A 26,344-nucleotide genomic window follows, 5' to 3' on the forward strand; every position below is an offset into this window, starting at 1 on the left:
CGGCCGGGCCGGCCCGGCCGGAGCCCCGCACGGGGTATGTATGGGGACGAAACGGCAAGCGGCCGACCAGTCGTGGGCAACAATGTGTGTTCCAGGCACACTTTGCCTGTCGAAGTACCCATCACCAGAGGATGATCTAGGCATGATTACGCTGACGAAGGAAGACGGCCCGGCGGACCTGGACGGTGTGACCCATCTGTCCATCGGGGTGTCCTGGGACCCCACCGCCGGCGCCAGCGGCGGGGTCATGGGCATGCTCCGCCGCAAGGCCGGCACCGACCTCGACCTCATCGCCATCGCCATGCAGGGCGCCGACCCGGTGCGTCTGGCGGGCCTGGACTCGCTGGATCCCATGGGCAACGGCTCGCTGGTGCACAGCGGCGACAACCAGACCGGCCGGGGGGACGGCGACGACGAGACGGTGACGGTCGAGTTCTCCCGGATTCCGGCCCAGATCACCTCGATCGTGTTCGTCGCCGCGGCGTTCAAGAAGGGGAGCTCGTTCCAGAAGGCGCGCAACATCAGTTTCAAGGTGTACGACGCGACCGGGGGCAGCTCCCAGCAGGTCGCCGACATATGGCCGAGCCTGCTCACCCAGGACAACGGCTGCGCCGTGGCCAAGGCCGTGCGGGTCGGCGGCAGCTGGAAGCTCGAGGTGATCAACGTGACGGGGAAGATCAAGCAGGGTGACGAGCACGCTCTGATGCGTTTCGCCGTCAGCAAGTAGCGTCCCGCGCACGCGCGGCGCGGACACACACGCGCCGCGCGTCCACCCGCGAGGACCCGGGCGGCCGGAGGTCCACCGCCGGCCGGCTTCCGGCCGCCGTGCCCCGCGGTCTCCCTCAATCCTGGTCGTCCGCTGCCCAGGACGCGCCGTGCGCCTGCCCGGCCGACCGCTCCCGCTGCCGCAGCCCCTGCTCGATCGCGCCCGTCAGCACGCGTGCGGCGACGCCCACGAGCAGCAGCCCGCCCGCCATCTGCAACATCGTCAGCACGCGCCCCGCCTGGGACCGGGCGGTGATGTCGCCGTATCCGACGGTGGCGAACGTGGTGAGCGCGAAGTACAGGGCGTCCGTCCTGGTCAGTCGCTCGCTGAAGGAACCGGGGACGGAACGGTCCAGGAGGAAGTAGGCGCTGGCGAAGAGCAGCAGGAAGAGCGGCAGCGTGGCCGCCAGGGCCTCCACGGCCCTCAGACGGGGGTACGGCGAGCGCGCGACGACCACCACCTCCCATACGAACATCACCGCGGCCGCGAGCAGGCCGCCCAAGAGCAGCGCCGACGTCACGGCCGTGTCGTCGCTGTCGAGGGGCAGCAGGTAGTACGCGGCGACCAGCCCGGCCGTGACGCACCCGGCCCGTACGACGACCAGGACGGATCCCCACCGGAGCGACAGCGGGGACCTGGCCCCGCGGGACGGCCGAGGGCTCGAAGGGGGGTCCGGAGGGCTGCCGGGGCTCCGGGGGTCACGCGGAGCTGCTGGATCGGTCATGCGGTGTCTCTTCCGTTCCGCTGCCGGGGAAACGGGTGGGATGTCCTGTCCAGTCATCGTGGCAGCGGGACGGACGGATCGCGCCCCCGCCACTCCGGGCGCTGTCGGGCAGGCCCGAGGTGCTGAAACGCCACCCGCCGTCACCGGGCGGCACCGGTACGGGCCGCGGATCGGCGCCGCGGCCCGTACCGGGTGGGACGTGCTGCGCCGCGGGAGAGGTCAGCGCGTCTTGTGCAGCTCCTTCAGGGCCGTGGCCAGGCCGTAGGCCCACAGCTGGTCGACGCGGGCCCGCTCGGTCGCGTTCGGGTAGCGGTTGGTGCACGACGGGCCGGGGCCGCCGCCCGACATCAGTTCGCTGCACGGGCCGCTGTAGTGGTCGGGCAGGCCCAGCACGTGGCCGGTCTCGTGGGCGGCGACGCGGATCGAGTCGTACTGCCGGTTCTGCGCGTAGTCGAGGAAGATGTAGCCGCTGCCGTGGCCGTCGGTGGAGGCGTAGGAGCCGCGCGGGTCGCTGCCCTCGTAGTAGGCGAAGTCCGCGCCGCCCGAGGTGGCCTGGAGCTTGACGTTCGACACGGAGCTGTTCCAGATGGAGGCGGCCCTCGATATCTGCGAGCGGAAACTCGGTGCCTGGGAGGCGTTGTAGTAGACCGTCACCGACTGCAGGTTCGGGTGGGCGGCCTGCTTCCTGGCCACCGACTTCAGCACGGCGTCGAAGAACGCCTTGTTGCCGGCGGCGCTCTCGGCCGAGCCCGCGTAGCGGGCGTAGCCGGCGGTGGCGGAGCCGGCCGGGGCCGGATGGTCGGCCGGCCGGGCGCTCGCCGGGCTCGCGGTGCCCAGCGCGGCGGAGGCCAGACCGAGACCGAGCGCCAGGGCCACGAGTCTCCTGGAGGTCTTCGTGGACCGGGCGCTCGTGCGAGACGAGATCATGGGGGGCTCCTACTCGTTCTGTGGGGTTGAACGATCGGTTGCGCATGAGTCTCGGGGAGGCCAACGGGTCGGCGGATGATGGCAATCGGGGATAGCTCGGAGCTATCGGCGGCCGACTCGTGCGGTTTCGTCGCGATGTGAACATCTGGTGCGGCGCCCCCGCACCGCCCTACGCTCCCCCCATGGAGCTCGAGGTGAGGCACCTGCGCGTTCTGTGTGCCGTCGCCGACTCAGGCAGCCTGCACAAAGCCGCTCGGGAACTCGGCATGGCGCAGCCCTCGTTGAGCACCCAGTTGGGCCGTATCGAGCACGCCCTGGGCGGTCAGCTCTTCGTCCGTGCCCGTACCGGCTGCCGCCCGACCCCGCTGGGACGCGTGGTACTGAGCCGTGCCCGGCCCCTCGTCGCCGAGTTCGCCGCGCTCGTCACCGAGACCAGGGCGGCGGCCGCACGCGCCGCCGGCGGGCCGCTGCTGCGCATCGGCGCCACCGCGAGCCGGGCCTTACCGGGCTGGCTGCGCCGGCTGCGGACCCGGGTGCCCCCGATCGAACCGACGCTCCAGACGGACGTGTCCGCGAACTCCCTGCTGGGCATGGTGGCCGCGGGCAGGCTCGACATGGCCTTCGTGCACGAGGTCGAGGGCAGCCTTCTGCGCGTCCCGGCCGGGCTGTGTCTGCGGGTCCTGGTGGAGCGGGAACCGCAGTTCGTCACGCTCGCCGCGGACCATCCGGCGGCCGCGCGCGACCAGGTGCGGCTCACCGACCTCGCCGGCGAGCGCTGGATGGTCGACTCGACTGTCGACGGTGACTGGGACGCCCTGTGCCGCGTGCTGCGTGCGGCAGGACTCGAACCCGATCTGCTGCACGGCGACTACCTCACCGCGTACTCCCTGGCCGCCACCGGGGAAGTCGTCACGGTCAGCCAGCCCACCGCGCACCCGCGCCCCGACCTCGCCGTCCGGCCGCTGGAGGGCGACCCGATCGGCGTACGACTGCTGCTCGCGGCGCGCTCCGAGACCGAACTGGACTTTGCCTACGCCGAGTTGGAGGCCGCCTACTGGGAAGTGGCGCTCCAGGCGCCGGCGTACCGGGAGTGGCTGGCACGTTCGGGCACGTGCGGCGCGCCATCGCGCACTCCGGGTGCGCGAGAGGCGCAGGCGAGGCGGGACGCGCAGGGCGTCGGCGGGGACACCGGCCGGGCAGGTCTCGCGTGGCCGGACGATCTCCTGCGGCGGCCGCCGCGGCTCGTTCAGCCGCCGATGACGACCACCCGCGCCCACTCGGGCGGTGCGTCCGGCATGTAGTCGGAATCGTCCTCTCCCGACGGCGCGGCCGTGTAGGGTCGGGGGAACAGCCCCACCACCGTCCGGCACGGCGGCCGGGTCTGCGGCCAGGGCGTCTGCCCGTCGGTCAGGGCCACGACGACATCCGGCCGGGTCGAAAGCGCCTTGGCGAAGCCCGTGGGCAGATCCGTACCGCCTCCGCCCACCAGCGTGATGCCCTCGGACCGGCACAGCGGGTGCGCGACCCGGGCCGCCGCGTCGCACGGCACCACGGTGACCAGGTCCTGGCGACCGCCCACGGCCCGGGAGATCGCGGCGACCTCCAGGAGTGCGCTGCCCAGCTCGGCGTCACTGACCGATCCTGAGGTGTCGATGACCACGCAGACCCGGGGTGGCCTGCGCCGCAGACTCGGCAGCACGGCGCCGGGCACACCGGCCGAACGGCGCGACGGGCGGCCGTAGGAGTAGTCCTCCCTCGCGCCGGAGCCGGAGGCCGCCGAGCGGACCGCGGCTCCGAGCAACTCCCGCCACGGCTGCGGCGGATGGAAGACCTCCTCCGCCCAGCGCCGCCACCCCTGTGGAGCATCGCCCGAACGGCCCCTGATGCCCTGGGCCACCCGGAACCGGACCGCGTCCCGTTCCTGCGCACTCAGGCCGTGAGCGCCCTGCGGTCCGAGGTCCCACCCCCGTTCCAGGCCGTCGACGCCGCTGCCGCAGTCCAGCCAGGCCCACTTCAGGAGTGGCGGGGATCCCTGTTCGCGTCCTGAGTGGGCATCAGCACTCACCTTGCGCGAAAGGAACCCCCCGACTGTCATGGGAGTGAGTCGTCATCGCGGGGAGCGTGGCGTTCGTCACCTGCGATGTGCCACGTGTTTTCCACCGCGACCGGCGTGGCGGTCAGGGCCGTTCGGCGGGCAGCGACTCGCGCATCGCCTTCGCGGTGGTGGCCGGGTCGTAGTCCTCGGGAACGCCCGGGACGAGGATGATGTCGCCCTCGATGTGGCGTGAGCGCAGCGGTGCGATCTCCTGGTAGGCGGGCGAGTCCCACCAGGCCTGTGCCTCGGCGATCCCGGGGAAGGCGATCACCACGACATGTCCGGGCCAGGTGCCCTCCTTCACCTCGTGCTGGGTGGCGTGCACGAGGAAGCGGCCGCCGTACGGTGCGAAGGTCTCGGTGATGCGTTCGATGTACTCGGCGATCTCCGGGTGCGGGGCGGCCTCGCGCAGGTGGGCTATGGCGTAGGCGGGCATGACGTCCTCCGGTCGGTCGCTCGGGCTTCGTGTCCCGACGATCTTTGCACGGGGCGGGTCCGGGATCGATGACCTCGTGGGTAATGGTCCCTGTCAGGGTGGAGCATGGGCGGGCCGGGTCTCTCGGCCGCCAGGGTGGCGGTGCCGCCAGAGGAGGAAGACGGTGCAGGAGAGGAGGGCCCAGCCGGCCAGGACCAGGAACGGGAAGGCGTGCTGGTGACCGGCGAAGTACACGGCGGTGTGCTGGGCGTTCACCGAGGCCCCGGGCGGCAGCCAGCGGCCGATCACGCCGAGCGGGGAGGGCAGCAGCGGCCAGGAGACCGCTCCGCCCGACGAGGGGTTGCCCAGCAGGACCATGAGGCCCCAGGTCGGGATCATGGCCCAGCGGCCGAACAGGGTGTTGAACATCGTGAAGACCATGCCGGTGGTGAACATCGTCAGCGCCAGGATCATCCAGGACGCGACGAACGGCAGCTTCAGGGCGCCGAGCATCCAGTCCACCACCGCGGCGATCACGAAGCCGCCGAGCAGGGCGTAGACGACCGTGCAGGCGATGCGCTCCAGCGGTTTCAGCGCGGACGCGTGCACGCTGAGCTGAATGGCGCCGACGAAGCCGACGATCACGGCCGCGAGCGAGATGTAGAAGATGGCCAGCCCGCGCGGGTCGCCCTTCTGCAGCGGCTTGAGGTCGCGGATGGCGACCGGCACGCCGGTGGCCCCGCCGACCTTCTCCGCCGCTTGCACCAGCACCTGGGCGACCGTGGCGCCCGAGGCGCCGGACACGTCGAGGGTGACGGTCTTCCCGGCCGGAGGGACGTCGAGCACGGCGAAGACCTTCTGGTCGTCCACGGCCGCTTCCGCCGCGCCGCGGCTGTCGTAGGCCCGCAGCTTGAGGGAGGCGGCCAGCGCCTTCTCCATGCCGGCGACGAAGCGGCGGGCCCGTTCCTGGTCGTAGGCGCCGACGACCGCGGTGGGGATGACGTGCGGGGTGGGATTGGCCATGGCGTAGGTGTAGGAACCCGCGAAGAGTCCGGCCGCGGCGGCGAGGATCAGCGTCAGCACGGTCGCGGGCAGGAAGGGTGACTCCCGGAAGGCGGCCCAGCGCTCGGCCGGGGTGGGCGGGCGGCCGTGCTCACCATGCGGCGATTCGGACATAGCGCCCACGCTAGATCATCCCGCCGCGGCTCCTCTCTTTGAGGACTCGCCGAGGACCTCTCGCGCCGCCCCGACCCACTGGTCTGGATGTTTGTCTGCCTCAGACCCGTCCGGGCGCACTTTTTCCGGCGTCGCACCGATCCATACAGGACGAAACGAGGCGATTTGGAGCGACGTCGGCCGATGTCGGACCATGGGGTCCGTCCGGCGATCCCGGGCATCAGTTCGAAGAGAGGCGCACCACCCCATGCACGTCACCGGAACCGCTCCGCAGTCGGCTCCGGCCCCGCAGGGCAACCCCGCGGCCCCCTCCCTCACCGACGACACCACGGCCACCTCGCCCGCCGAGGCCTCCACCCGCACGGCCGACAGGCACGCCCACCGGTTCGGGCTGCCCGTCGCGACCGCGCTGGTCATGGGCAACATCATCGGCGGCGGCATCTTCCTGCTCCCGGCCTCCGTCGCCCCGTACGGCACGGTCAGCCTGGTCGCCTTCGGCGTCCTGACCCTCGGCGCGATCGCCCTGGCGCTCGTCTTCGGCCGACTCGCCGAACGCGATCCGCGCACCGGCGGACCCTACGTCTACGCCCGCGGAGCCTTCGGTGACTTCGCCGGCTTCCTGGCCGCCTGGTCGTACTGGATCACCACCTGGGTGTCGAACGCCGCGCTCGCCGTGGCCGCCGTCGGCTACCTCGACGTGCTGGTGCCGGTGAACGGCCACCGCTGGAGCGCGTGCCTGGCCGCGCTCGTCCTGCAGTGGCTGCCTGCGCTCGCCAACTTCGCGGGCACCCGCTACGTGGGCGCCGTCCAGCTCGTCTCCACCGTGCTGAAGTTCGTACCCCTGCTGCTCGTCGCGGTCGGCGGGCTGTTCTTCTTCGACCCGCACAACCTCGGCCCGTTCAACGCCGGCGGCGGCAGCGCGGTCGGCGCCGTGTCCGCCTCCGCCGCGATCCTGCTCTTCTCCTACCTCGGCGTGGAGTCCGCCGCCGTCAGCGCGGGCGAGGTGAAGAACCCCCGGCGCAACGTGGGCCGCGCCACCGTCATCGGCACCGTGGGAGCCGCCCTGGTCTACCTGCTGGGCACGCTCTCGGTCTTCGGTACGGTCGCGCACGGCCACCTGGTGAAGTCCACCGCACCGTTCTCGGACGCCGTGAACGCGATGTTCGGCGGCGCCTGGGGCGGCTGGGCCGTCGCGCTGGCCGCGCTGGTGTCGATGACCGGCTGCCTCAACGGCTGGACGCTGCTGAGCGCCCAGACCCCGTACGCCGCCGCCCGGGACGGCCTGTTCCCGGCCGCCTTCGCGCGCCGCCGACGGGGCGTTCCGACCGTCGGCGTGGCCGTCACCGTCGTCCTCGCCTCCCTGCTCACGGTCTACAACTACACCTCGGGTTCGGCCAAGGTCTTCCAGATCCTGGTCCTCGTCACCACGTTCACGGCGACCGTCCCGTATCTGCTGGCCGCGGCGGCGCAGATCTTCCACCTCGTCGCCGGGCGTCGGGAGCTGGTCGACCGGGCGCGGCTGGCACGGGACGCCGTGGTCGCCTCGATCGCGGCCGCCTTCTCGCTGTGGCTCGTCGCGGGCGCCGGATACGCCGCCGTCTACCAGGGCGTGCTGTTCCTGTTCGCGGGAGTCGTCGTCTACGCCGTCATGGCGGCTCGCAGGCGGTCCGCCGCACCCACCGCCGGCGAGGCGTCCGACCAGCCGGTCACTCCCTGACCCGACGGCGGCCGCCAAGCCCCCGGCAGCCGTGGAAACCGGACGACGAGCGCGTCAGCGGCCGAGGAAGTCGAGCAGGTCCCGGTTGAACCGCTGCTTGTCGCCGTCGACCATGGCGATGCCGTGGCTGCCGCCCTCGTACACCTCGAGCTGGGCGCCGGGGACCATCCGGGCGGTCTTGCGGCCGGTGGCGTCGATGGGCACGATCCGGTCGTCGTCGCCGTGCACGACCAGGGTCGGGATGTCGAACTTCTTCAGGTCCCCGTGGAAGGGCGTGCTGCCGAAGGCGTCGACGCAGGCGACCGCGCCCTGGACGGTCGCCGCCATGGCCATGTGCCAGAACGCGTCCTTGTTGCCCTGGGTGACCTTGCTCTCCGGGCGGTCGGCGGAGAAGAAGCCCTCGGCGGCGTCCTGCCAGAACTGCGAGCGCTCCTTGAGGATGCCGGCCTTGATGTCGTCGAAGACGCTCTGCGGCACGCCCTCGGGGTTGTCGGGGCCCTGCAGCATCAGCGGGGTGATGGCGGAAAGGAGCACCGCCGAGTGGACCCGTCCGGTGCCGTGGCGGCCGATGTACCGGGCGAGTTCGCCGCCGCCCATGGAATGCGCCACCAGGGTGACGTCGCGCAGGTCCAGATGGGTGAGCAGGTCGTGGAGGTCGTCGGCGAACGTGTCGAAGTCGTAGCCGTCGTAGACCGGTGTGGAGCGGCCGTGACCGCGGCGGTCGTGGGCGATGCCCCGGTATCCGGCGTCGGCGACGGCCTTCAGCTGGTCCTGCCAGGCGTCCCCGTGCAGGGGCCAGCCGTGGATGAAGACGACCGGCCGTCCCCGGCCCCAGTCCTTGTAGAAGATCTCCACACCGTCACGCGTGGTGCACACGGGCATGCGGGTCACCTTTCGGTCGGCCGGGGAAGCGCACGCGCCCGGCGCGGCCGAACGCGAGAGCGGACAGACGGGGGCGGCAGGTGTACGGCGACCGTGCCCCTCATCCATCGTCCCCGCCCACGCACTTCCCGCAATCCGGGCCCTGACGCGATGCGGCAGGTGCGCCACGGCCTGTCGTAAGGTGAGCCGATGCCCGACAGCCCGTCCCCGCACGCCGGCCCTGCCGGCCCCGGCGAACTCGCCGACGTGTACCGCGATCTGCACGCCCACCCCGAACTGGCCTTCTGCGAGCACCGCACGGCCGGCATCGTGGCCGAACGGCTGCGCGCCGCCGGCTACGAGACCGCCACCGGCATCGGCGGCACGGGAGTCGTCGGCGTGCTGCGCAACGGCGACGGGCCGACCGTGGCGCTGCGCGCCGACATGGACGCCCTGCCGGTGGAGGAGCAGACCGGCCTTCCCTACGCCAGTACCGCGCGGACGACCGACGGCGACGGGCGCGCGGTGCCCCTCATGCACGCCTGCGGCCACGACATGCACGTCACCTGCCTGCTGGGCGCGGCCGAGCTGCTGTCGGCCGACCGCTCCTCGTGGCGGGGCACCCTGCTGCTGGTGTTCCAGCCCGCCGAGGAGATCGGCGGCGGCGCAAGGGCCATGGTCGACGACGGGCTGTTCGAGCGGTTCGGGCGGCCCGAGGTCGTTCTGGGCCAGCATGTGTCGCCGCTGCCGGCCGGTTTCGTCGGACTCCACGCCGGGCCCGCGTTCGCCGCGTCCGACTCGCTGAGGGTCGTCCTGCACGGCAGCGGGGGCCACGGGTCCCGCCCGGAGGCTTGCGTCGACCCGGTCGTCCTGGCCGCCGCGACGGTGATGCGCCTGCAGGGCGTCGTCTCGCGGGAGGTGGCCGGCACCTCGACCGCCGTGGTCACCGTGGGGGCTCTGCACGCCGGGAACAAGGCCAACGTCATCGCGGACCGCGCCGAACTGCTGCTGAGCGTCCGTACCTTCGAGCCCTCGGTGCGTGAGGCCGTGCTGGGCGCCGTCGAACGGATCGTGCGCGCCGAGGCCGCCGCGTCCGGCGCGCCGCGGGAACCTGAGATCTCCCCCACCGAGTCGTTCCCCTCGGTCGTCAACGACCCCGCGGCGTGCGCACGGACGAGCGAGGCGCTCATCAGCGTGCTGGGCGCCGACCGGCTGGTGGATCCAGGACCGGCGACCGGCAGTGAGGACGTGGGTCAGCTGGCCGAGGCCGCGGGAGCGCCCTGCGTCTACTGGCTGCTGGGCGGCGCTGACCCGGCCGCCTTCGCCTCGGCGACGAGCTTCGAGGAACTGGCGCAGGTGGCCCGGAGCCAGCCGTCCAACCACTCCCCGCACTTCGCCCCGGTGGTCGAGCCGACCCTGCGCACCGGCGTCACCGCGCTGACCACCGCCGCCCGTGCCTGGCTGGGCCCGGCGGACGAAGCCGGCCGGTAGGACCGACTGGCGCGCGGTCCCGCCGGCGAGACGCCGGCCGCGGAGACGAGGACCGATAAAACCCCGCCCGCGAAGCCGCCGGCCGATACGACTCGGGTCACAGAGCCCCCGACCACCGAGACCCCAGCCCAAAAGCCCCGGCCGACGAAACCCCGGACACGGAGACCGGGGCCGATAAGCCCGGGCCGATACGACCCGGCCGCCAAACCCCGGACGATGAACCCCCGGCCCGGCGAAACCTCAGCCGCCAAACCCCGGCCGACAAGACCCCGGGCACACAACCCCCGACCGGCGAAACCCCAGCCCCAAAACCCCGGCAGACGAAACCCCGGACACCGAGACCGGGGCCGATAAGCCCCGGCCGCCAAACCCCGGCCGCGAAGCCCCGACCGACAAGACCCCCTGGCCGACGAAACCCCGGACACGGAGACGGGTCGATAAAAGACCCCCTGCCGGCGACGCTCCAGTCGCGAAGCCCCGGCCGACTTGGCGGTGGACACAGAGCCCCCGACCGGCGAACCCCCGGCCGCGAAGCCCTCGGTCGACGCCCCCTCGGCAAGCCGCCTCCGGTGAGGCCCCTCCGGTGAGGCCGCGCCCGGCTAGACCGGCGGGGTGCCGCCGCGCGACCGTCCGTGGCGGCGGCACCCGGTGACCCCGGGACGGTTCAGTCGACCTCGATGAGCAGGTCGCCGCCCTCCACTTGCTGGATGCGGTTGATGGCCAGCCGGGTCACGCGGCCGCCCCTGGCAGCGGTGATGGCGGCCTCCATCTTCATCGCCTCGATAGTGGCCACGGTGACGCCGGCCTCGACCTCGTCGCCCTCGGCGACCGCGAGCGTCACCACACCGGCGAACGGCGCCGCCACGTGACCGGGGTTGGCCCGGTCCGCCTTCTCCGTCACGGGGACGTCGGCCGCGGCGGCGGTGTCGCGCACCTGGATCGGACGCAGCTGGCCGTTCAGCGAGGACATCACGGTGCGCATGCCGCGTTCGTCCGCCTCGCCGATGGCCTGCAGCTCGATCAGGAGCCGTACGCCGGGTTCGAGGTCGACGGCGTACTCCTTGGCGGGGCGCAGGCCGTAGAAGAAGGCCTTGCTGTCCAGCACACTGGTGTCGCCGTAGGCCTGGCGGTGGGTGTCGAAGTCGCGCGTCGGGCCGGGGAACAGCAGCCGGTTGAGGGTCGAGCGCCGGGACTTCTCCAGACCGCTGCGGTCCTCGGCGGTCAGCTCCTGCACCGGCTTCGCCTCGGCGCGGCCCTGGAGCGCCTTGGTGCGGAACGGCTCCGGCCAGCCGCCGGGCGGGGTGCCCAGCTCGCCGCGCAGGAAGCCGATGACGGAGTCGGGGATGTCGAACCGCTGCGGCGTCTCCTCGAAGTCCTCCGGCGCGACCCCCGCGCCCACCAGGTGCAGGGCGAGGTCGCCGACCACCTTGGACGACGGGGTGACCTTGACCAGGCGGCCGAGGATGCGGTCGGCGGCGGCGTACATCGCCTCGATGTCCTCGAATCGGTCGCCGAGGCCGAGTGCGACCGCCTGGGTGCGCAGGTTGGACAGCTGGCCGCCGGGGATCTCGTGGTGGTAGACGCGTCCGGTCGGCGAGGCCAGGCCCGCCTCGAAGGGGGCGTAGACCCTGCGGACGCTCTCCCAGTACGGCTCCAGGTCGCCGACCGCCTGCAGGTCCAGGCCCGTGGGGCGGTCGGAGTGGTCGGTGGCGGCGACGATCGCCGACAGCGACGGCTGGGAGGTGGTGCCGGCCATCGACGCGACCGCGCCGTCCACCGCGTCGGCGCCGGCCTGGATCGCGGCGAGGTAGGTGGCGAGCTGCCCGCCCGCGGTGTCGTGGGTGTGCAGGTGCACCGGGAGATCGAACTCGCGGCGCAGCGCGGAGACGAGCGTGGCCGCGGCGGGTGCGCGCAGCAGCCCGGCCATGTCCTTCACCGCCAGGACGTGCGCGCCCGCCTCGACGATCTGCTCGGCCAGGCGCAGGTAGTAGTCCAGGGTGTACAGGCGCTCGGCGGGGTCGGACAGGTCCCCGGTGTAGCACAGGGCGACCTCGGCGACGGCCGTGCCGGTCTCGCGCACGGCGTCGATGGCCGGACGCATCTGGGCGACGTCGTTGAGGGCGTCGAAGATGCGGAAGATGTCGATGCCGGTGGCCGCGGCCTCCTGCACGAAGGCGTCGGTGACCTCGGTCGGGTACGGCGTGTAGCCCACGGTGTTGCGGCCGCGCAGCAGCATCTGCAGACAGATGTTGGGCACCGCCTCGCGCAGGGCGGCCAGGCGCTCCCAGGGGTCCTCGGCGAGGAAGCGCAGGGCGACGTCGTAGGTCGCGCCGCCCCAGCACTCCAGGGAGAGCAGCTCGGGCAGGGTCCGGGCGACGACCGGGGCGACGGCCAGGAGGTCCTTGGTGCGCACGCGGGTCGCGAGCAGGGACTGGTGGGCGTCGCGGAAGGTGGTGTCGGTGACGCCGATGGTCGGCGACTCGCGCAGCCGGCGGGCGAAGCCCTCGGGGCCGAGTTCGACCAGGAGTTGCCGGGAGCCCGCGGGCGGCTCACCGGCGGGCAGCGGCGGCAGCTTGGTGACCGGGTCGAGCGACGCCGGGCGCTCGCCGTGGGGCTTGTTCACCGTGACGTCGGCGAGGTAGGTGAGCAGCTTGGTGCCGCGGTCGGCGGAGGAGCGGGCGGTGAGCAGGTGCGGCCGCTCCTCGATGAACGACGTCGTGACCCGCCCGGCCTGGAAGTCGGGGTCGTCGAGGACGGCCTGGAGGAACGGGATGTTGGTGGCGACGCCGCGGATGCGGAACTCGGCGACGGCGCGCCGGGCCCGGCCGATCGCGGCCTTGAAGTCCCGTCCCCGGCAGGTGAGTTTGACCAGCATCGAGTCGAAGTGGGCGCTGATCTCGGTGCCGGCGTGCGTGGTGCCGCCGTCCAGGCGGATGCCCGAGCCGCCCGGTGAGCGGTAGGCGCTGATCCGGCCGGTGTCGGGACGGAAGCCGTTGGCCGGGTCCTCGGTGGTGATGCGGCACTGCAGGGCGGCGCCGCGCAACTGGACGGTGTCCTGGGAGAGTCCGAGGTCGGCGAGGCTCTCGCCGGCGGCGATGCGCAGTTGTGCCTGGACCAGGTCGACGTCGGTGACCTCCTCGGTCACCGTGTGCTCGACCTGGATGCGCGGGTTCATCTCGATGAAGACGTGGTTGCCCTGGCGGTCGAGCAGGAACTCCACGGTGCCCGCGTTGCGGTAGCCGATCTCGCGGGCGAAGCGCACCGCGTCGGCGCAGATGCGGTCGCGCAGCACCGGATCGAGGTTCGGCGCCGGGGCCAGCTCGATGACCTTCTGGTGGCGGCGCTGCAGCGAACAGTCCCGCTCGAAGAGGTGGATGACGTCGCCCTGTCCGTCGGCGAGGATCTGCACCTCGATGTGGCGGGGTTCGACGACGGCCTTCTCCAGGAAGACGGTGGGGTCGCCGAACGCGGAGGCGGCCTCGCGGGACGCCGCCTCTATGGACTCCCGCAGCGCGGCCGGGTCCTCGACGCGGCGCATGCCGCGCCCACCGCCGCCGGCGACGGCCTTGACGAACACGGGGAAGCCGATGTCCTCGGCGGCGCGCACCAATTCGTCCACGTCGGTGGAGGGCGCCGAGGAGCCGAGCACCGGGACGCCGGCGGCCCGGGCGGCCGCCACCGCGCGGGCCTTGTTCCCGGTCAGTTCCAGGGTTGCGGCGTCCGGGCCGACGAAGGTGATGCCCGCCGCCTCGCAGGCGCGGGCCAGTTCCGGGTTCTCGGACAGGAACCCGTATCCCGGGTAGACGGCGTCCGCGCCCGCCCGGCGGGCCGCGCGGACGATCTCCTCCACGGAGAGGTAGGCCCGAACCGGGTGTCCCGGCTCGCCGATCTCGTAGGCCTCGTCGGCCTTCAGCCGGTGCAGCGAGTTGCGGTCCTCGTACGGGAAGACGGCGACGGTGCGTGCGCCCAGTTCGTAGCCGGCGCGGAACGCGCGAATCGCGATCTCGCCCCGGTTGGCGACCAGTACCTTGCGGAACATCCTGGATCCCTTCGGACTGCCGGTGACGAGGACCATGGTGTCGGCGACGACCGCCTCACGCCATGTGAGCCGGGCCACTGCTTGCGTTCGATCCCCGCGGGGCCTGCCGCCCCGCCCTGTCGCCGATTCCCCCCGGAATCGTCCGTGATCGGTAACAGCGGGATCCCGGGCGGGCGTTCCGCCGTCCTGAGGGGTGCACGGAAGCACACGGACGGCGAGGAGCGGGGCGGACATGGTGCGGCATGGGGGACGGGGATGGCACGGGCGGGTGCTGGCGGCGGCGCTCGGGGTGACCGCGGTGGCCGCCGCCACCTCGGTGTGGACGGCGCAGGCGGATCCCGTCGGGAAGCAGCACGCGGATACGGGCGTCTCGGCGCGGCCCTCCGGGCCGGCCGCCGGAGCCGAGGACTCCGCGCAGGCGAGGGTGTCGGCGGCGATCGCCCACGCCTCGGACCGCGGCGCCCGGGGCGTCAACATCACCATCGACGACGGACCGGACCCGGTCTGGACGCCGCGGGTGCTGCAAGTGCTGCGGGACAACGGGGTGAAGGCCACGTTCTGCATGGTGGGCACGCAGGCCGAGGCGCATCCCGAGCTGGTCCGCGCCGTCGTGGCGGCCGGGCACCGGCTGTGCGATCACACGGTGTCGCACGACACCGGCATGGACCACAAGTCGCAGGCGTACCAGTCGCAGCAGATCCTGGACGCCGAACGCATGATCACCAAGGCGTCCGGGGGTGTCCGCCCGATGTACTACCGGGCTCCGGGCGGCGCCTTCACCCCCTACAGCCGCGACCTCGCGGCGTCCCACGGGATGCGGCCGCTGGGCTGGAACGTCGACACCGAGGACTTCAAGCGTCCCGGTACCGCGGCCATCGTCGCCACGGTGAGGAACGAGGTCGCGAACGGCCCGACCATCCTGTTCCACGACGCGGGCGGCGACCGCTCCCAGACCGTGGCCGCCCTGCGTGAGGTTCTGCCCTGGCTGAAGCAGCAGGGGTACTCGTTCGGTTTCCCGGTGCGCTGATCCGTCCCGGGCGCCTCGGCGCCGCCGGGTGCTCACTGCGTGGGCGCCGTCCTGTCCCGCGGCCTGGCCGCCAGGGCCGCAGCGGTCAGGCCGGCCCACCCCAGGGCGGTGACGACCGCACCCGCGCGGCGCACCCGGCCGGGGACGGCGGTGCCGAACAGGACGGCGTCGCCGACGTCGGAGGCGATGCGCACCGCGGTGGCCGTGACCAGGGCGGGGCCCTTGGGGGCCAGGAGCATGGCCAGGCCGCCGGCGGCGTCGCGCCAGGCGAGCGGGCGCAGTACGGCGGCGGTGTACGGGTGCGTCTCCCGCCGCGCGTCCACCAGTCCCACGGGGCGGGCCAGCCAGTCCGGCCGGTACGCCGCCACGGCTCCGTAGGCCACCGTCGCCGCCCCGACCATACGCAGCAGTCCTGTACGCACCCGAACGCACCTCCGAAGCAAGAGCCGAGAAACCCCATCAGGGGCGTTTTCTCCTGTTCACCGCCCGTTTCCACGGGTACGCAGAAGTACGTACCCGAAGCAGTGGCTTTGGGTGCACAGTGGTTTGAGCACTACCCCCAACAGGAGGCGGTCATGATCCTCCTCGGTGTGATTCTTCTGATCGTCGGCTTCGTCACCGGCATCTCCATCCTCTGGACCATCGGCATCATCCTCGCCGTGATCGGCGCCGTTCTGTGGATCCTGGGTTCCATGGGGCACGCGGTGGCCGGTCACCGCCACTACTGGTGAACGGCTGACCCACGGCGGCCCCACCCACCCCGGCGGCGCGGCGGGGCCGTCGGTCTGCCCGGGTGCCGGACGGCGCGGATGCGGCCTCAGGGCCTTGGCCGGTCTATTCGGCGGCGGGCGGGGTAGCCGGAGTAGCCGGAGATACGAAAGAGAAGTAACACTGTGTGACAAGTTGAGGCAACCACATGGCCGTCCCGCTTAGGCAGAAGGCGTCGGATGAGCCGGAACGGAACAGGAACAGGCGGGGCGCGCTGCATTGGTCCGCCCAGTGGGACAGCGGCGCGATCAGCGCCGCCGCAGCCCGTGCGGTCGTGGGCGGTTTCCTGGACCGGGTCCGTGCCACCGGCCGTACACCCGTTCCCGACCGCGTGGCGCAGGACGCGCAACTGGTGGTCAGCGAGCTGATCACCAACGTCGTGCGGCATGCTCCCGGAGCCTGCGGGCTGCGCCTCGAGGCGCAGCCCGATAGCGGGCTCGTGCTGATCGGCGTGTGGGACACCTCTCCCCTGCCGCCCCGGCCCCGGCCGTACGACGGCCGGCGGGTGGGCGGTCACGGCCTGGAGATCGTCAGGGCCCTCAGCCATGCCCTGACCGTCACGGACCGTGGCCGTGGCAAGGAGGTCACCGCACAGTTGCAGCTGTCCACCGAACCCCCTTGAGGGCCGCCCAGGGCCCCGGGGCAGCACCGCGAAGCCACGGCGACCCGCTGTGATCCGGCCCGGCCGGAGCCGCCGGCGCTGCGGATGCGTCCCTGGGAGGGGTCGGCCATTCTGGGAGGGAACCTCGCCGTGAAGGAGTACACGATGAGCATGATGGACAAGCTCAAGGGACTGCTGAAGGGTCACGAGGACCAGGCCGGCAAGGGCATCGACAAGGGCGGTGACTACATCGACGAGCGCACCCAGGGCAAGTACCGCGGCCAGGTGGACACCGCCCAGGATCGCCTCAAGGAGCAGATGCGAGACCAGGACCGGGGTCCCGACCAGCCGCCGCGCTGACGGCCGCGCCCACTTCTGGAAGCACACGCGGGGGAGGAAACCCGGTGTCCTCGCGGCCCGCGATCCGCGTCAGGGAACGCGAGCGACGCCGGCGTAGATACCGCTGCCCTCGGGCTGCGGCGCGGGGGCAGACTTGAACCACTCGGTGGCCGTGACCAGGCCGGGGTCCACGAGTTCCAGGCCCTCGAAGAAGCGGGCCACCTCCGCGCGGGTGCGGAAGCCGAGGCGGATGCCGCCCTTGGCGTACTCCTCGGTGACCTGCTGCGCCAGCTCCGGATAGAGGTCGGACGCGGCGTGCGAGAGCACGAGGTGGCTGCCGGGCGGAAGCGCGGCGAGCAGCTCGCTCACGATGCCGTGGGCGTCCTGCTCGTCGGTGATGAAGTGCATCAGCGCGATCAGCGACAGCGCCACGGGGCGTTCGAAGTCGAGCACCTTCCGGGCGTGTTCGAGGATCTGGGCCGGACGGCGCACGTCGGCCTCGATGTAGTCGGTGGTTCCCTCGGGTCGGCTGACGAGCAGGGCCTCGGCGTGCCGCAGCACGATCGGGTCGTTGTCCGTGTAGACGACCTTGGCGGTGGGCACGATCCGCTGGACGATCTGGTGCAGGTTCGGCTCGGTCGGAATGCCCGTGCCGATGTCGAGGAACTGATCCACCCCCTGCGCCGCCAGCCAGGCCGCCGCACGCTGCATGAACGCGCGGTTCTGCCGGGCGGCGTCGTGCGCCTCCGGCGGCAGCACGCGCCCGACGGCCTCGTCCACGGGGTAGTTGTCCTTGCCGCCGAGCAGCCAGTCGTACACCCGGGCCGGATGCGCCTTGCTCGTGTCTATCTGCGGGGCCGGGAAGTCGGTGGCTTCCGTCGCCATGGCGGACCTCCGTCGTGCGAGGGCGAGTGGATCGGCATCGATGTCGATCACCGCAGTCTCGCACACCATCTCCCGTGCCGGTAAGCACAGTTGTCCGAAAGCTCGTCAGGAAACCCTTGCCGCGGAGGCCGGTCGGGTCAGGCGGGACGTTCCCCGTGGACGCGGTACGGCTCGGCGTCGGCCCACCTGACGTCCAGACCGAGGCCCGGCCGGCCGGTGTCGGGACGCAGGGCGCCGTCGACGGGCGACAGCGTGCCGTCGAACACCAACCGCTCGAACCGGACGTGGTCGTGGAAGTACTCCAGGTGCCGCAGGCGGCGTACGGCGCAGAAGGCATGGGCGGAGACCGCGGGGGCGCAGTGCGCGGACAGGTCCAGGTGCCGGGCCGCCGCGAGTCCTGCGACCTCCAGTACGCCCGTGATGCCGCCGCAGCGGGTGACGTCCGCCTGGAGGCAGTCCACCGCGCCCGCGTCGACGAGGTTGACGAAGTCGCGTGTGGTGTAGGCGTACTCGCCCGCGGCGATCTCCAGCCGTCCCGGACCGTTCTGGCAGAGCATCCACAGGCCCTCGATGTCCGCAGAGCTGACCGGCTCCTCGAACCACCGCACGTCCCATTCGTCGTGGAACCTGTGCGCCCAGTACAGGGCCTCCTTGCGGCCGAGGGCGCCGTTGGCGTCGGTGAACAGTTCGGGCGCGGCACCGATCGCCCGGCGGACCGCGGTCAGCCGCCGCGGGTCGCGGTCGGGGTCCCGTGAGGTCTTCAGCTTCACCCGCGGAATGCCCTGTTCGACCCAGGCGGTGAGCTGGTCGGCCAGGCGGTCCAGGGAGTAGTTGGTGAAGCCGCCGCTGCCGTAGACCGGGACCCGGCCGTGGCAGGCCGGCAGCGCGTGGACCAGCGGTACATCCAGCAGCCTGGCCTTGAGGTCCCACAGGGCGATGTCGGCGGCGGACACCGCCATGGCTCCCACCCCGGGCCGGCCGGCGTTGCGGATCTGCCTGCCCATCAGCTCCCACAGCGCGGGGGGTGAGGAGGCCTGCCGTCCCTGGAGCAGGGGGGCGAGGGTGCCGGACAGGAAGGCGGCGACCGAAACGTCGCCGTAGGTGTAGCCGATGCCGGTACGCCCACCCGCGTGCACCCGGCACAGGACCATGGTCGTGGAGTCCCACTCCAGGGTCCCGTCCTGCTCCCTGCCGTCGGGGCCGTCCGTGGGCAGCTCGAACGCGTGCACGTCGACGGCCTCGATCCTGCACGCGTCGAGGGCCGGGCGGGCATCAGAGTCCGTGCCGGTCCCAAGCGCCATGACGCACTCCTTCGAACACACCTCGTCCGTCGGCTTCCGCCGTCACCAGCGGGTGACCCGTGCGGGGGGTGCGTAAACGACGGGACCGCAACGGCCACCCGCCCGGCCCCGATCCGGCCGCCGAGGCGACACACCGGACGGTCACCCGCGAGACGGAACGTGCGCAGCAGCCGGAGGAAGGCCCGCTTGAAGCGGCGCGGGAACGGGACCGAATGAAGTACTCCGTGCGCCTGTCACGACCCGTCATGGACGCCGGGCGCAGTCGTCCACCGACGGGAGGGCCGGGAAGCGCCGGGTGCTGTGCCTGTACTGCCTGCAGGGGGTCGCTCCCCCCGCATCCCGCCGCGGAACCCGAGGTGATCCATGCGCGTCCTGCTCGTCCACCCCAGTGCCCTGATGTACTCGGAGATCTTCCTCAGGCTGGAGCCGCTCGGCCTGGAGCGGGTGGCCGCCGCGGCCCGTGACGCCGGGCACCAGGTGCAGGTGGTCGATCTGCAGGTGCTCAGGCACCGGGACCTGCGCAGGCTCGTGCACTCCTTCCGGCCGCAGGTGCTCGGCTTCTCGCTGAACTACCTGGCCAACATCCCCGAGGCCATCGATCTCTCCCGCGCCGTCAAGCAGGCACTGCCCGGCTGTTTCGTCTTCTTCGGCGGGCACAGCGTCTCCTTCGTGGCCGACGACGTGCTGCGCCAGGCACAGGGCGCCGTGGACGCCGTGGTGCGGGGCGAGGGCGAGCCCGCGATGGCCCCGCTGCTGGAGGCGGTGCGCGACGGTGGGTTGCAGGAGGTGCCCGGCATCGTCACCACCGCCGGGCACGGGCCTCCCCCGCGCCTGCTGCACAGCATCGACGGCCCGCGCCCCGCCCGCGACCTGATGCGTCACCGGCGCCGCTACTTCATCGGCGAACTGGACCCGTGCGCCTCCATCGAGTTCACCCGCGGCTGCCCCTGGGACTGCTCCTTCTGCTCGGCCTGGACCTTCTACGGCCGCAGCTACCGCAAGGCGAGCCCGCAGGCCGCCGCCGAGGAGCTGGCCTCGATCGCCGAACCCAACGTCTTCATCGTGGACGACGTCGCCTTCATCCGCCCCGAGCACGGCAACGACATCGCCGCCGAACTGGAACGCCGCCGGGTCCGCAAGCAGTACTACCTGGAGACCCGCGCCGACGTGCTGCTGCGCCACACCGAGGTGTTCGAGCGCTGGACCCGGCTGGGTCTTCGCTACATGTTCCTGGGCATGGAGGCCCTGGACGCCGAGGGCCTGGACCTGTTCCGCAAGCGGGTCAACCCCGACGACAACTTCCGCGCCCTGGAGACCGCGCGGCGGCTGGGGATCAACGTCGCCATCAACCTGATCGTGGACCCGGCCTGGGACACCGAACGCTTCCGTCTGGTGCGCGAGTTCGCCCTGTCCGTCCCGGAGATCGTGCACCTGACGGTGATGACCCCGTATCCGGGCACCGAGATCTGGCACACCGAGTCCCGCCGGCTGACCACCCGCGACTACCGACTGTTCGACATCCAGCACGCCGTGGTCCCCACGACCCTGCCGCTGAACCGCTTCTACGAGGAGCTCGTGCGCACCCAGGCCGTCATCAACCGCAAACACCTCGGCGTGCGCACCGCGTTCGGCGCGGCCCGGATCCTCGCCGACCGGCTGGCGCACGGCCAGACCAACTTCGCGCGCATGCTGTGGAAGTTCAACAGCGTCTACAACCCGCAGCGGCAACTCGCCGACCATCGGCGCCCGGTCCGCTACGAGCTGCCCCTGCCGCCGCAGGTCCCGGTCGGCGACCGACGGGAGCTGTACATCCACACCAGGCAGTCTCCCCGCTCCGGGCCCTCCGCGAGCCCCGCCGGGGGTTAGGCCGGGCCGTCGCACGCAGACCGTCCGGTCCGAGAGGAGGTCCGGGCCCACAGCTCGAAGCGCGTGGAGGGCGCTCATGTCACAGACACATCCCGGGGTGGAGGAGCCAGGGCACACCGCCCGTCCGCCCCGGGCCCGTACGGGCATGAAGATCCGGGACTATCTGACCACCACCGATCACAAGAAGATCGGCAGCATGTACCTGGTCACCGCGTTCTGCTTCTTCCTGGCCGCCGGCATCATGGCGATGCTGATGCGGGCGGAGCTGGCCCGTCCGGGCCTGCAGCTCATGAACGCGGAACACTACAACCAGCTGGTCACGATCCACGGCACGATCATGATGCTGCTGTTCGCGACGCCCACCTTCGCCGGGTTCACCAACGCCATCATGCCGCTGCAGATCGGCGCACCCGACGTCGCCTTCCCCCGGCTGAACGCCCTCACCTACTGGTTCTTCCTGTTCGGCGGGCTGACCGTGCTGTCCGGGTTCGCGGTCGACAACGGTGCGGCGCCGTTCGGCTGGTTCGCCTACGCGCCGTTGAACGACTCCGTCCACAGCCCCGGCCACGGCGGGGACCTGTGGGCCATGGGGCTGGTGGTCGCGGGTCTCAGCACCACGCTCGGCGCCGTCAACTTCATCGCCACGATCCTGTGTCTCCGCGCACCGGGCATGACCATGTTCCGGATGCCGCTGTTCACCTGGAACGTGCTGTTCACCTCGATCCTCGTGCTGCCGGCCTTCCCGGTGCTCACCGCGGCGCTGCTGGCGCTGGAGGCCGACCGCAAGTTCGGCGCCCACATCTACGATCCCGCCAGCGGCGGTGCGCTTCTGTGGCAGCACCTGTTCTGGTTCTTCGGCCACCCGGAGGTCTACATCGTGGCGCTGCCGTTCTTCGGTGTGGTCACGGAGATCGTCCCGGTCTTCAGCCGCAAACCCGTCTTCGGCTACGTCGGCATGGTGAGCGCGACGATCTCGATCACCATGCTGTCGGCCACCGTCTGGGCCCACCACATGTTCGCCACGGGCGGGGTCCTGCTGCCGTTCTTCTCGCTGATGTCGTTCCTGATCGCCATTCCCACCGGGGTGAAGTTCTTCAACTGGATCGGCACGATGTGGAAGGGGAGTCTCTCCTTCGAGACACCGATGCTGTGGTCGCTCGGCTTCATGGTGACCTTCCTGCTCGGCGGGCTCAGCGGCGTCCTCATCGCCTCCCCGCCGCTGGACTTCCACCTGACCGACAGTTACTTCATCGTCGCCCATCTGCACTACGTGCTCTTCGGGACGATCGTCTTCGCGACCTTCGGCGGGTTCTACTTCTGGTGGCCCAAGATCACGGGCAAGCTGCTGGACGAGCGGCTGGGGAAGATCCAGTTCTGGACGCTCTTCGTCGGCTTCCAGACGACGTTCCTCGTCCAGCACTGGCTGGGCGAGAGCGGCATGCCCCGGCGTTACGCCGACTACCTCGCGGCCGACGGGTTCACGGCCCTGAACACCATCTCGTCGATCGGCGCCTTCCTGATCGGCCTGTCCAACCTGCCCTTCCTGTACAACGTGTGGAAGACCGCCCGCTACGGGACGACGGTGGACGTGGACGACCCGTGGGGGTACGGCCGGTCGCTGGAGTGGGCGACGTCCTGTCCGCCGCCCCGGCACAACTTCACGGAGCTTCCGCGCGTGCGGTCCGACTCCCCGGCCTTCGACCTGCACCATCCGGACATCCAGCAGGAGTTGCCGGCGGCCGAACACGGAACCGTGGAAGCGACTCCCGACACCATGGGGACGCAGACCGAATGAAATCCGAGGCCTTCCTTTTCGCCGGCGTGGCCGTGTTCTTCCTGCTCACGGACGTGGCCTACATCTGGTTCGCCCGGGAGCCCGCCGGGATCGCCGCGCTGACCGTGTCCTGCTTCATGGCGTCGGTGATCGCCTTCTTCTGCCTGATCAACCACCGGCGCAAGGGCGAGCGCCCGGAGGACCGGCCGACCGGGGAGATCCGGGAACGCAGCGGCCACGTGGCGTTCTTCCCGCCGCACAGTGGACACCCGGTGGTGACCGCCGCCGGCGTGACCGTGTGCGCCATCGGCGTCATCTACGGCTTCTGGCTGTTCGTGATCGGATTCGGAGTCTTCGCCATCGGACTCCTCGGCATGGTGTTGGAGTTCGTGGGCCGCGACAGCGCCTGATCCGCGCCCGGCACCGGGGGCGCGGCTCGCACCAAGGATCACCGAGAATCCACATAAAAGCGGCATAAGTCACCCGAACAGGGGAACCCTTGCATAAGGCAACAGACTCCCCTTTCGGAGAGGAGACGACAGCAATGTCGTATCCACATCGCTCCAGTGACGTGGGCGCCCATCCTGAGATGATGGGCACGCATCCCGAGATGGCCGAGATGCGGGAACGCCTTGAGCGCACTGCCTCGAGCGGCCCGGCGATGGCCGTGGAAGGCCTGATCGTGCTGACAGGTCTCTACGCCGCCATCTCCCCCTGGGTCGTGCACTTCGCGATCCAGCCCGCCATCACCGTCAACAACCTGCTCGTGGGTATCACCATCGGCCTGATCGGGCTCGGTCTGGCCCTCGCCCCGGAACGCATGTTCCGTCTGGCATGGGCACTCATTCCGCTCGGCATATGGCTGTTCATCTCGCCGTGGGTGGTGACGTTCCTCCACACCGCGCGGGCAGGCATCATCTGGAACAACTGCTGGGTCGGTGCGGTGACCGTCGTGCTGGGGCTTGCCGCCATGGGCCTGACCATCGGCGTGGCCCGCCGGGGCGGCCAACGGTGACACAGAGGAGCACGCCGTGTCCGGGCCCGAAGGCGCGGGCACGGCAGGCCCTCACTCCTTGGAGGAACCCGCTCCGCCCGACACCGGATCGGCCGTACGGCCGGTGATCTGCAGACGCTCCTCCGCTGTCGTCGGCATGTCGACCCGCTCGCCGTAGTACCAGGCGCTCAGCCGGGCCTGCACACGGCGGCGCAGCGGGGCGTCGGCGCCCGGGTGCTTCAGCGGCAGCGGGATGTCCCTGACCAGCAGCTTGTACCGGCGCTGTGGGTCGAGTCCCTCGTGGCTCTCCGACATGCCGCCCGGGAGGTCCTGGTACACCTCGCCCGTCTCCTCGCCCTCCTCCAGCAGTTGCCGTTCGTGCAGCTGGAGCGCGAGGCAGACCCGTCTGGTGATCAGGTAGGCGAGTACGGGACCGGCGAACAGCAGCACGCGGAAGATCCAGGTGAGGCCGTTGACGGAGAGGTGGAACACGGCTGCGATCACGTCGTTGCCGCCTGCGAGCAGCAGCACGGCATAACAGACGATGGCCGCGACGCCGAGCCCGGTACGCACGGGGCGGTCCCGCGGCCGGTCGCACAGATGGTGCTCCACCAGGTCCCCGGTGACCCAGCGTTCGAAGACGGGATAGCTGTAGAGCACCACGAACAGCAGCGCCGGCAGCACCACCGCCGGGAGCAGCACGTTCCACATGAAGGTGTGCCCGGCGACGTTCCACTCCCCGCCTGGCATGAGGCGCAGGGCGCCTTCGAGGAACCCTACGTACCAGTCCGGCTGGGCGTCGGTGGACACCTGGTCGGGAATGTAGGGGCCGAAGTTCCAGATGGGGTTGATCTGGGCGATCGCCCCCATGACGGCGAGGACTCCGAAGACCATCAGCGACAGCCCGGTCGACTTGCCGACGAACAAGGGGAACATCGGCTGCCCCACCACGTTGCGGTTGGTCTTGCCCGGCTCGGACCACTGAGTGTGCTTCAGGTACACCACCATGATCAGGTGCACCGCGATCAGCGCGATCAGCAGGCCCGGCACGAACAGGACGTGGAGGATGTACAGCCGCTGGCTGAGCGCCGTGCCCGGGAAGGGGCCGCCCCAGGCGAAGAAGGCGAGATAGGTCCCGACCACCGGGATCGACAGCACGATGGAGTTGGCGGTGCGAAGACCCGTGCCGGACAGCAGGTCGTCCGGGAGGGAATAGCCGGCGAACCCCTCCAGCAGTGCCAGCAGGAAGAGCGTCACGCCCACGGACCAGTTGAGCTCGCGCGGCCTGCGGAAGGCACCGGTGAAGAAGATCCGCATCATGTGCACGCCCACGGCCGCCACGAAAACCAGGGCGGCCCAGTGGTGCATCTGCCGCATCAGCAGGCCGCCGCGCACGTCGAAGCTCAGCTGCAGGGTCGAGTCGTACGCCTTCGAGACCAGCAGGCCCCGCAGCGGCCCGTAGGAGCCCGTGTAGCGCACCTCGGCCAGGCTCGGATCGAAGAACAGCGTCAGGAAGGACCCGGTCAGCACCAGTACCGCGAAGCTGTACAGGGCGATCTCGCCGAGAAGGAACGACCAGTGGTCGGGGAAGGCCTTGCGCAGCAGCTGCCCTGCCAGCTCGGAGACGGGTGCGCGCCGGTCGGCGACGACGTAGGCCTGGAAGGCGCCCTGCCGGACCCTGGCTTCGACTCTCGCCTTGCGGCGCCGCATCAGCACGCCCGCATCACGCTCCTCGTGTGTCCGTCCGGCCGCCGCCGGGCAACCCGGACGGCGCGGCGGGCCCGGGGGCACCCGCCTGCCGGGTGTTTCAATCTTGGGTGTACGGCCCGGGCGCGTGCCGCAGGCATGCCGTGGGCACCCCCGATTCCGCGGGGACGACACCTTCGGCCCGATCGCGGCCGGGGACCACCAGGAGCGCCGAGCGGCCCGGCGCGCCGGCAAGGAGCAGGCGTGGACAGTCGAGGCATCGTCGAGGAGCTGACGGAGGACCACCGTCAGGTCCGGTCCCTCTTCGACGGGATCCGGTCCGCACGACCCGGCTCCGCGGAGCGCCTGGCCCTGGTGGAGCGAGCCGGCCGCGCACTGGTACGTCATGCGACGGCAGAGCGGGTCCACCTGTACCCGGCGGTGCGCCGCTTCCTGCCCGACGGCGACGGCTGGGTGGAGCGTGAGCTGCGCGAACACCAGGAGATCGAGGAACTGCTGAAGGCGCTGGAGGAGGCCGATCCGGCCGGCGAGGAGTTCGCGCACCTGCTGCTGTCGCTGGTCACCCGGGTGACGGAGCACGTCGTCGAGGAGGAACAGCTGCTGTTCCCGCGGCTGCAGGCCCTGTGCCCCGCCGACGTCCTGCGGGACCTCGGTGCGAAGGTGCGGGACATCGAGGCGACCGCGCCGACCCGGCCGCGCCCCGGGGCCCCGGCCTCGGCACCGCTGGTGAGACTCACCGCGCAGATGTGGGGGCCGCTCGACCGCATCCGGGACGCGGCCACCCGGCGCGGCCGCCGGTGAGCCGGGCCCCCTGCCAAGGACCTACGGAGCGGGCAGCGGGGCCCAGGAGGCGGGGGCGGGAGTGCACGGC

Annotated in this window: 23 protein-coding genes and 1 pseudogene; 13 read left to right on the forward strand and 11 right to left on the reverse strand. The window is 71.4% G+C overall.

Translation table 11 applies throughout. From position 1 onward, the window contains the following. The first annotated feature begins 142 nt into the window (after positions 1 to 142). Positions 143 to 727, forward strand: coding sequence for a TerD family protein (locus BZY54_RS29570; protein ID WP_086728397.1), 585 nt, complete (start codon positions 143 to 145; stop codon positions 725 to 727). A gap of 115 nt (positions 728 to 842) precedes the next feature. Here the strand turns inward: BZY54_RS29570 and BZY54_RS29575 are convergent, their stop codons facing one another. Further along, positions 843 to 1,490 (reverse strand): potassium channel family protein, encoded by a 648-nt coding sequence (locus BZY54_RS29575; RefSeq protein ID WP_086728398.1) that lies wholly within the window; start codon positions 1,488 to 1,490, stop codon positions 843 to 845. A 219-nt stretch (positions 1,491 to 1,709) separates the two neighbouring features. Then, positions 1,710 to 2,417 carry a snapalysin gene (snpA, locus tag BZY54_RS29580; RefSeq protein ID WP_208640803.1) on the reverse strand — a complete coding sequence of 236 codons (708 nt, stop codon included), beginning with the start codon at positions 2,415 to 2,417 and terminating at the stop codon, positions 1,710 to 1,712. A gap of 182 nt (positions 2,418 to 2,599) precedes the next feature. On the opposite strand from snpA, the gene BZY54_RS29585 reads away from it, so the two are divergent. Next, positions 2,600 to 3,718 carry a LysR family transcriptional regulator gene (locus tag BZY54_RS29585; protein WP_086728399.1) on the forward strand — a complete coding sequence of 373 codons (1,119 nt, stop codon included), beginning with the start codon at positions 2,600 to 2,602 and terminating at the stop codon, positions 3,716 to 3,718. Here BZY54_RS29585 and BZY54_RS29590 read toward each other — a convergent pair. The 3 genes and pseudogenes from BZY54_RS29590 to BZY54_RS29600 form a co-directional block, all read right to left on the reverse strand. Further along, positions 3,664 to 4,425: pseudogene (locus BZY54_RS29590) on the reverse strand (vWA domain-containing protein); the annotation flags it as partial. The gene BZY54_RS29585 and the pseudogene BZY54_RS29590 sit on opposite strands and share 55 nt — an antisense overlap. A gap of 169 nt (positions 4,426 to 4,594) precedes the next feature. Continuing rightward, positions 4,595 to 4,948, reverse strand: a complete 354-nt coding sequence (locus tag BZY54_RS29595) for a DUF1330 domain-containing protein (RefSeq protein WP_086728401.1) — start codon at positions 4,946 to 4,948, stop codon at positions 4,595 to 4,597. A gap of 93 nt (positions 4,949 to 5,041) precedes the next feature. Continuing rightward, positions 5,042 to 6,103, reverse strand: coding sequence for a hypothetical protein (locus BZY54_RS29600; protein ID WP_086728402.1), 1,062 nt, complete (start codon positions 6,101 to 6,103; stop codon positions 5,042 to 5,044). A gap of 247 nt (positions 6,104 to 6,350) precedes the next feature. On the opposite strand from BZY54_RS29600, the gene BZY54_RS29605 reads away from it, so the two are divergent. After that, positions 6,351 to 7,820 carry an amino acid permease gene (locus BZY54_RS29605; RefSeq protein ID WP_086728403.1) on the forward strand — a complete coding sequence of 490 codons (1,470 nt, stop codon included), beginning with the start codon at positions 6,351 to 6,353 and terminating at the stop codon, positions 7,818 to 7,820. Between the two features lie 54 nt (positions 7,821 to 7,874). Here BZY54_RS29605 and BZY54_RS29610 read toward each other — a convergent pair whose 3' ends face one another. Continuing rightward, positions 7,875 to 8,702 (reverse strand): alpha/beta fold hydrolase, encoded by an 828-nt coding sequence (locus tag BZY54_RS29610; protein ID WP_086728404.1) that lies wholly within the window; start codon positions 8,700 to 8,702, stop codon positions 7,875 to 7,877. A gap of 189 nt (positions 8,703 to 8,891) precedes the next feature. Between BZY54_RS29610 and BZY54_RS29615 the strand changes: the two genes are divergently transcribed. Then, positions 8,892 to 10,172 (forward strand): amidohydrolase, encoded by a 1,281-nt coding sequence (locus BZY54_RS29615; protein WP_086728405.1) that lies wholly within the window; start codon positions 8,892 to 8,894, stop codon positions 10,170 to 10,172. A gap of 664 nt (positions 10,173 to 10,836) precedes the next feature. Here BZY54_RS29615 and BZY54_RS29620 read toward each other — a convergent pair. Continuing rightward, on the reverse strand, positions 10,837 to 14,211 hold the full coding sequence (locus BZY54_RS29620) for a pyruvate carboxylase (RefSeq protein ID WP_086728416.1): 3,375 nt from the start codon (positions 14,209 to 14,211) through the stop codon (positions 10,837 to 10,839). A 232-nt stretch (positions 14,212 to 14,443) separates the two neighbouring features. Between BZY54_RS29620 and BZY54_RS29625 the strand changes: the two genes are divergently transcribed. After that, on the forward strand, positions 14,444 to 15,238 hold the full coding sequence (locus tag BZY54_RS29625; protein WP_086728406.1) for a polysaccharide deacetylase family protein: 795 nt from the start codon (positions 14,444 to 14,446) through the stop codon (positions 15,236 to 15,238). Positions 15,239 to 15,270: 32 nt separating this feature from the next. Here the strand turns inward: BZY54_RS29625 and BZY54_RS29630 are convergent, their stop codons facing one another. Beyond that, the gene (locus BZY54_RS29630; RefSeq protein ID WP_244217394.1) at positions 15,271 to 15,660 is read right to left on the reverse strand and encodes a hypothetical protein; all 390 of its coding nucleotides are present in this window, start codon (positions 15,658 to 15,660) and stop codon (positions 15,271 to 15,273) included. A 153-nt stretch (positions 15,661 to 15,813) separates the two neighbouring features. On the opposite strand from BZY54_RS29630, the gene BZY54_RS51760 reads away from it, so the two are divergent. The 3 genes from BZY54_RS51760 to BZY54_RS29645 all read left to right on the forward strand — a co-directional run bounded on the left by BZY54_RS51760 (position 15,814) and on the right by BZY54_RS29645 (position 16,967). After that, on the forward strand, positions 15,814 to 15,969 hold the full coding sequence (locus tag BZY54_RS51760) for a DUF6131 family protein (protein WP_086728408.1): 156 nt from the start codon (positions 15,814 to 15,816) through the stop codon (positions 15,967 to 15,969). 185 nt (positions 15,970 to 16,154) lie between these two features. Then, a complete protein-coding gene (locus BZY54_RS29640) occupies positions 16,155 to 16,628 on the forward strand; it encodes an ATP-binding protein (RefSeq protein WP_086728409.1) in 474 nt (157 codons plus the stop codon). 144 nt (positions 16,629 to 16,772) lie between these two features. Then, positions 16,773 to 16,967, forward strand: coding sequence for an antitoxin (locus BZY54_RS29645; protein WP_208640804.1), 195 nt, complete (start codon positions 16,773 to 16,775; stop codon positions 16,965 to 16,967). Between the two features lie 69 nt (positions 16,968 to 17,036). Here the strand turns inward: BZY54_RS29645 and BZY54_RS29650 are convergent, their stop codons facing one another. Together BZY54_RS29650 and BZY54_RS29655 are read right to left on the reverse strand one after the other, a co-directional pair. Continuing rightward, entirely contained in the window at positions 17,037 to 17,831 is a 795-nt protein-coding gene (locus BZY54_RS29650) for an SAM-dependent methyltransferase (RefSeq protein ID WP_086728418.1), read from the reverse strand. Positions 17,832 to 17,968: 137 nt separating this feature from the next. Next, positions 17,969 to 19,132, reverse strand: coding sequence for an enolase C-terminal domain-like protein (locus tag BZY54_RS29655; RefSeq protein WP_086728410.1), 1,164 nt, complete (start codon positions 19,130 to 19,132; stop codon positions 17,969 to 17,971). A 363-nt stretch (positions 19,133 to 19,495) separates the two neighbouring features. Between BZY54_RS29655 and hpnR the strand changes: the two genes are divergently transcribed. The 4 genes from hpnR (at position 19,496) to BZY54_RS29675 (ending at position 23,787) form a co-directional block, all read left to right on the forward strand. Continuing rightward, positions 19,496 to 20,998: a hopanoid C-3 methylase HpnR gene (gene hpnR / locus BZY54_RS29660; protein ID WP_086728411.1), complete on the forward strand. Its 1,503-nt coding sequence runs from the start codon at positions 19,496 to 19,498 to the stop codon at positions 20,996 to 20,998. A 76-nt stretch (positions 20,999 to 21,074) separates the two neighbouring features. Then, positions 21,075 to 22,793 carry an aa3-type cytochrome oxidase subunit I gene (ctaD, locus tag BZY54_RS29665; RefSeq protein WP_086728412.1) on the forward strand — a complete coding sequence of 573 codons (1,719 nt, stop codon included), beginning with the start codon at positions 21,075 to 21,077 and terminating at the stop codon, positions 22,791 to 22,793. After that, the gene (ctaF, locus tag BZY54_RS29670) at positions 22,790 to 23,182 is read left to right on the forward strand and encodes an aa3-type cytochrome oxidase subunit IV (RefSeq protein WP_086728413.1); all 393 of its coding nucleotides are present in this window, start codon (positions 22,790 to 22,792) and stop codon (positions 23,180 to 23,182) included. Before ctaD ends, ctaF begins: the two co-directional genes overlap by 4 nt. A 134-nt stretch (positions 23,183 to 23,316) precedes the next feature. Continuing rightward, positions 23,317 to 23,787 (forward strand): SPW repeat protein, encoded by a 471-nt coding sequence (locus BZY54_RS29675; RefSeq protein WP_208640805.1) that lies wholly within the window; start codon positions 23,317 to 23,319, stop codon positions 23,785 to 23,787. A gap of 51 nt (positions 23,788 to 23,838) precedes the next feature. Here BZY54_RS29675 and qcrB read toward each other — a convergent pair whose 3' ends face one another. Then, complete coding sequence (gene qcrB / locus BZY54_RS29680) at positions 23,839 to 25,482, reverse strand: cytochrome bc1 complex cytochrome b subunit (RefSeq protein WP_208640806.1); 1,644 nt, start codon at positions 25,480 to 25,482, stop codon at positions 23,839 to 23,841. A 234-nt stretch (positions 25,483 to 25,716) separates the two neighbouring features. On the opposite strand from qcrB, the gene BZY54_RS29685 reads away from it, so the two are divergent. After that, on the forward strand, positions 25,717 to 26,274 hold the full coding sequence (locus tag BZY54_RS29685; protein ID WP_244217395.1) for a hemerythrin domain-containing protein: 558 nt from the start codon (positions 25,717 to 25,719) through the stop codon (positions 26,272 to 26,274). The last annotated feature ends 70 nt before the right edge of the window (positions 26,275 to 26,344 follow it).

This window comes from Streptomyces carpinensis (genome assembly GCF_002154505.1).
In the GTDB taxonomy this organism is placed as follows: domain Bacteria; phylum Actinomycetota; class Actinomycetes; order Streptomycetales; family Streptomycetaceae; genus Streptomyces; species Streptomyces carpinensis.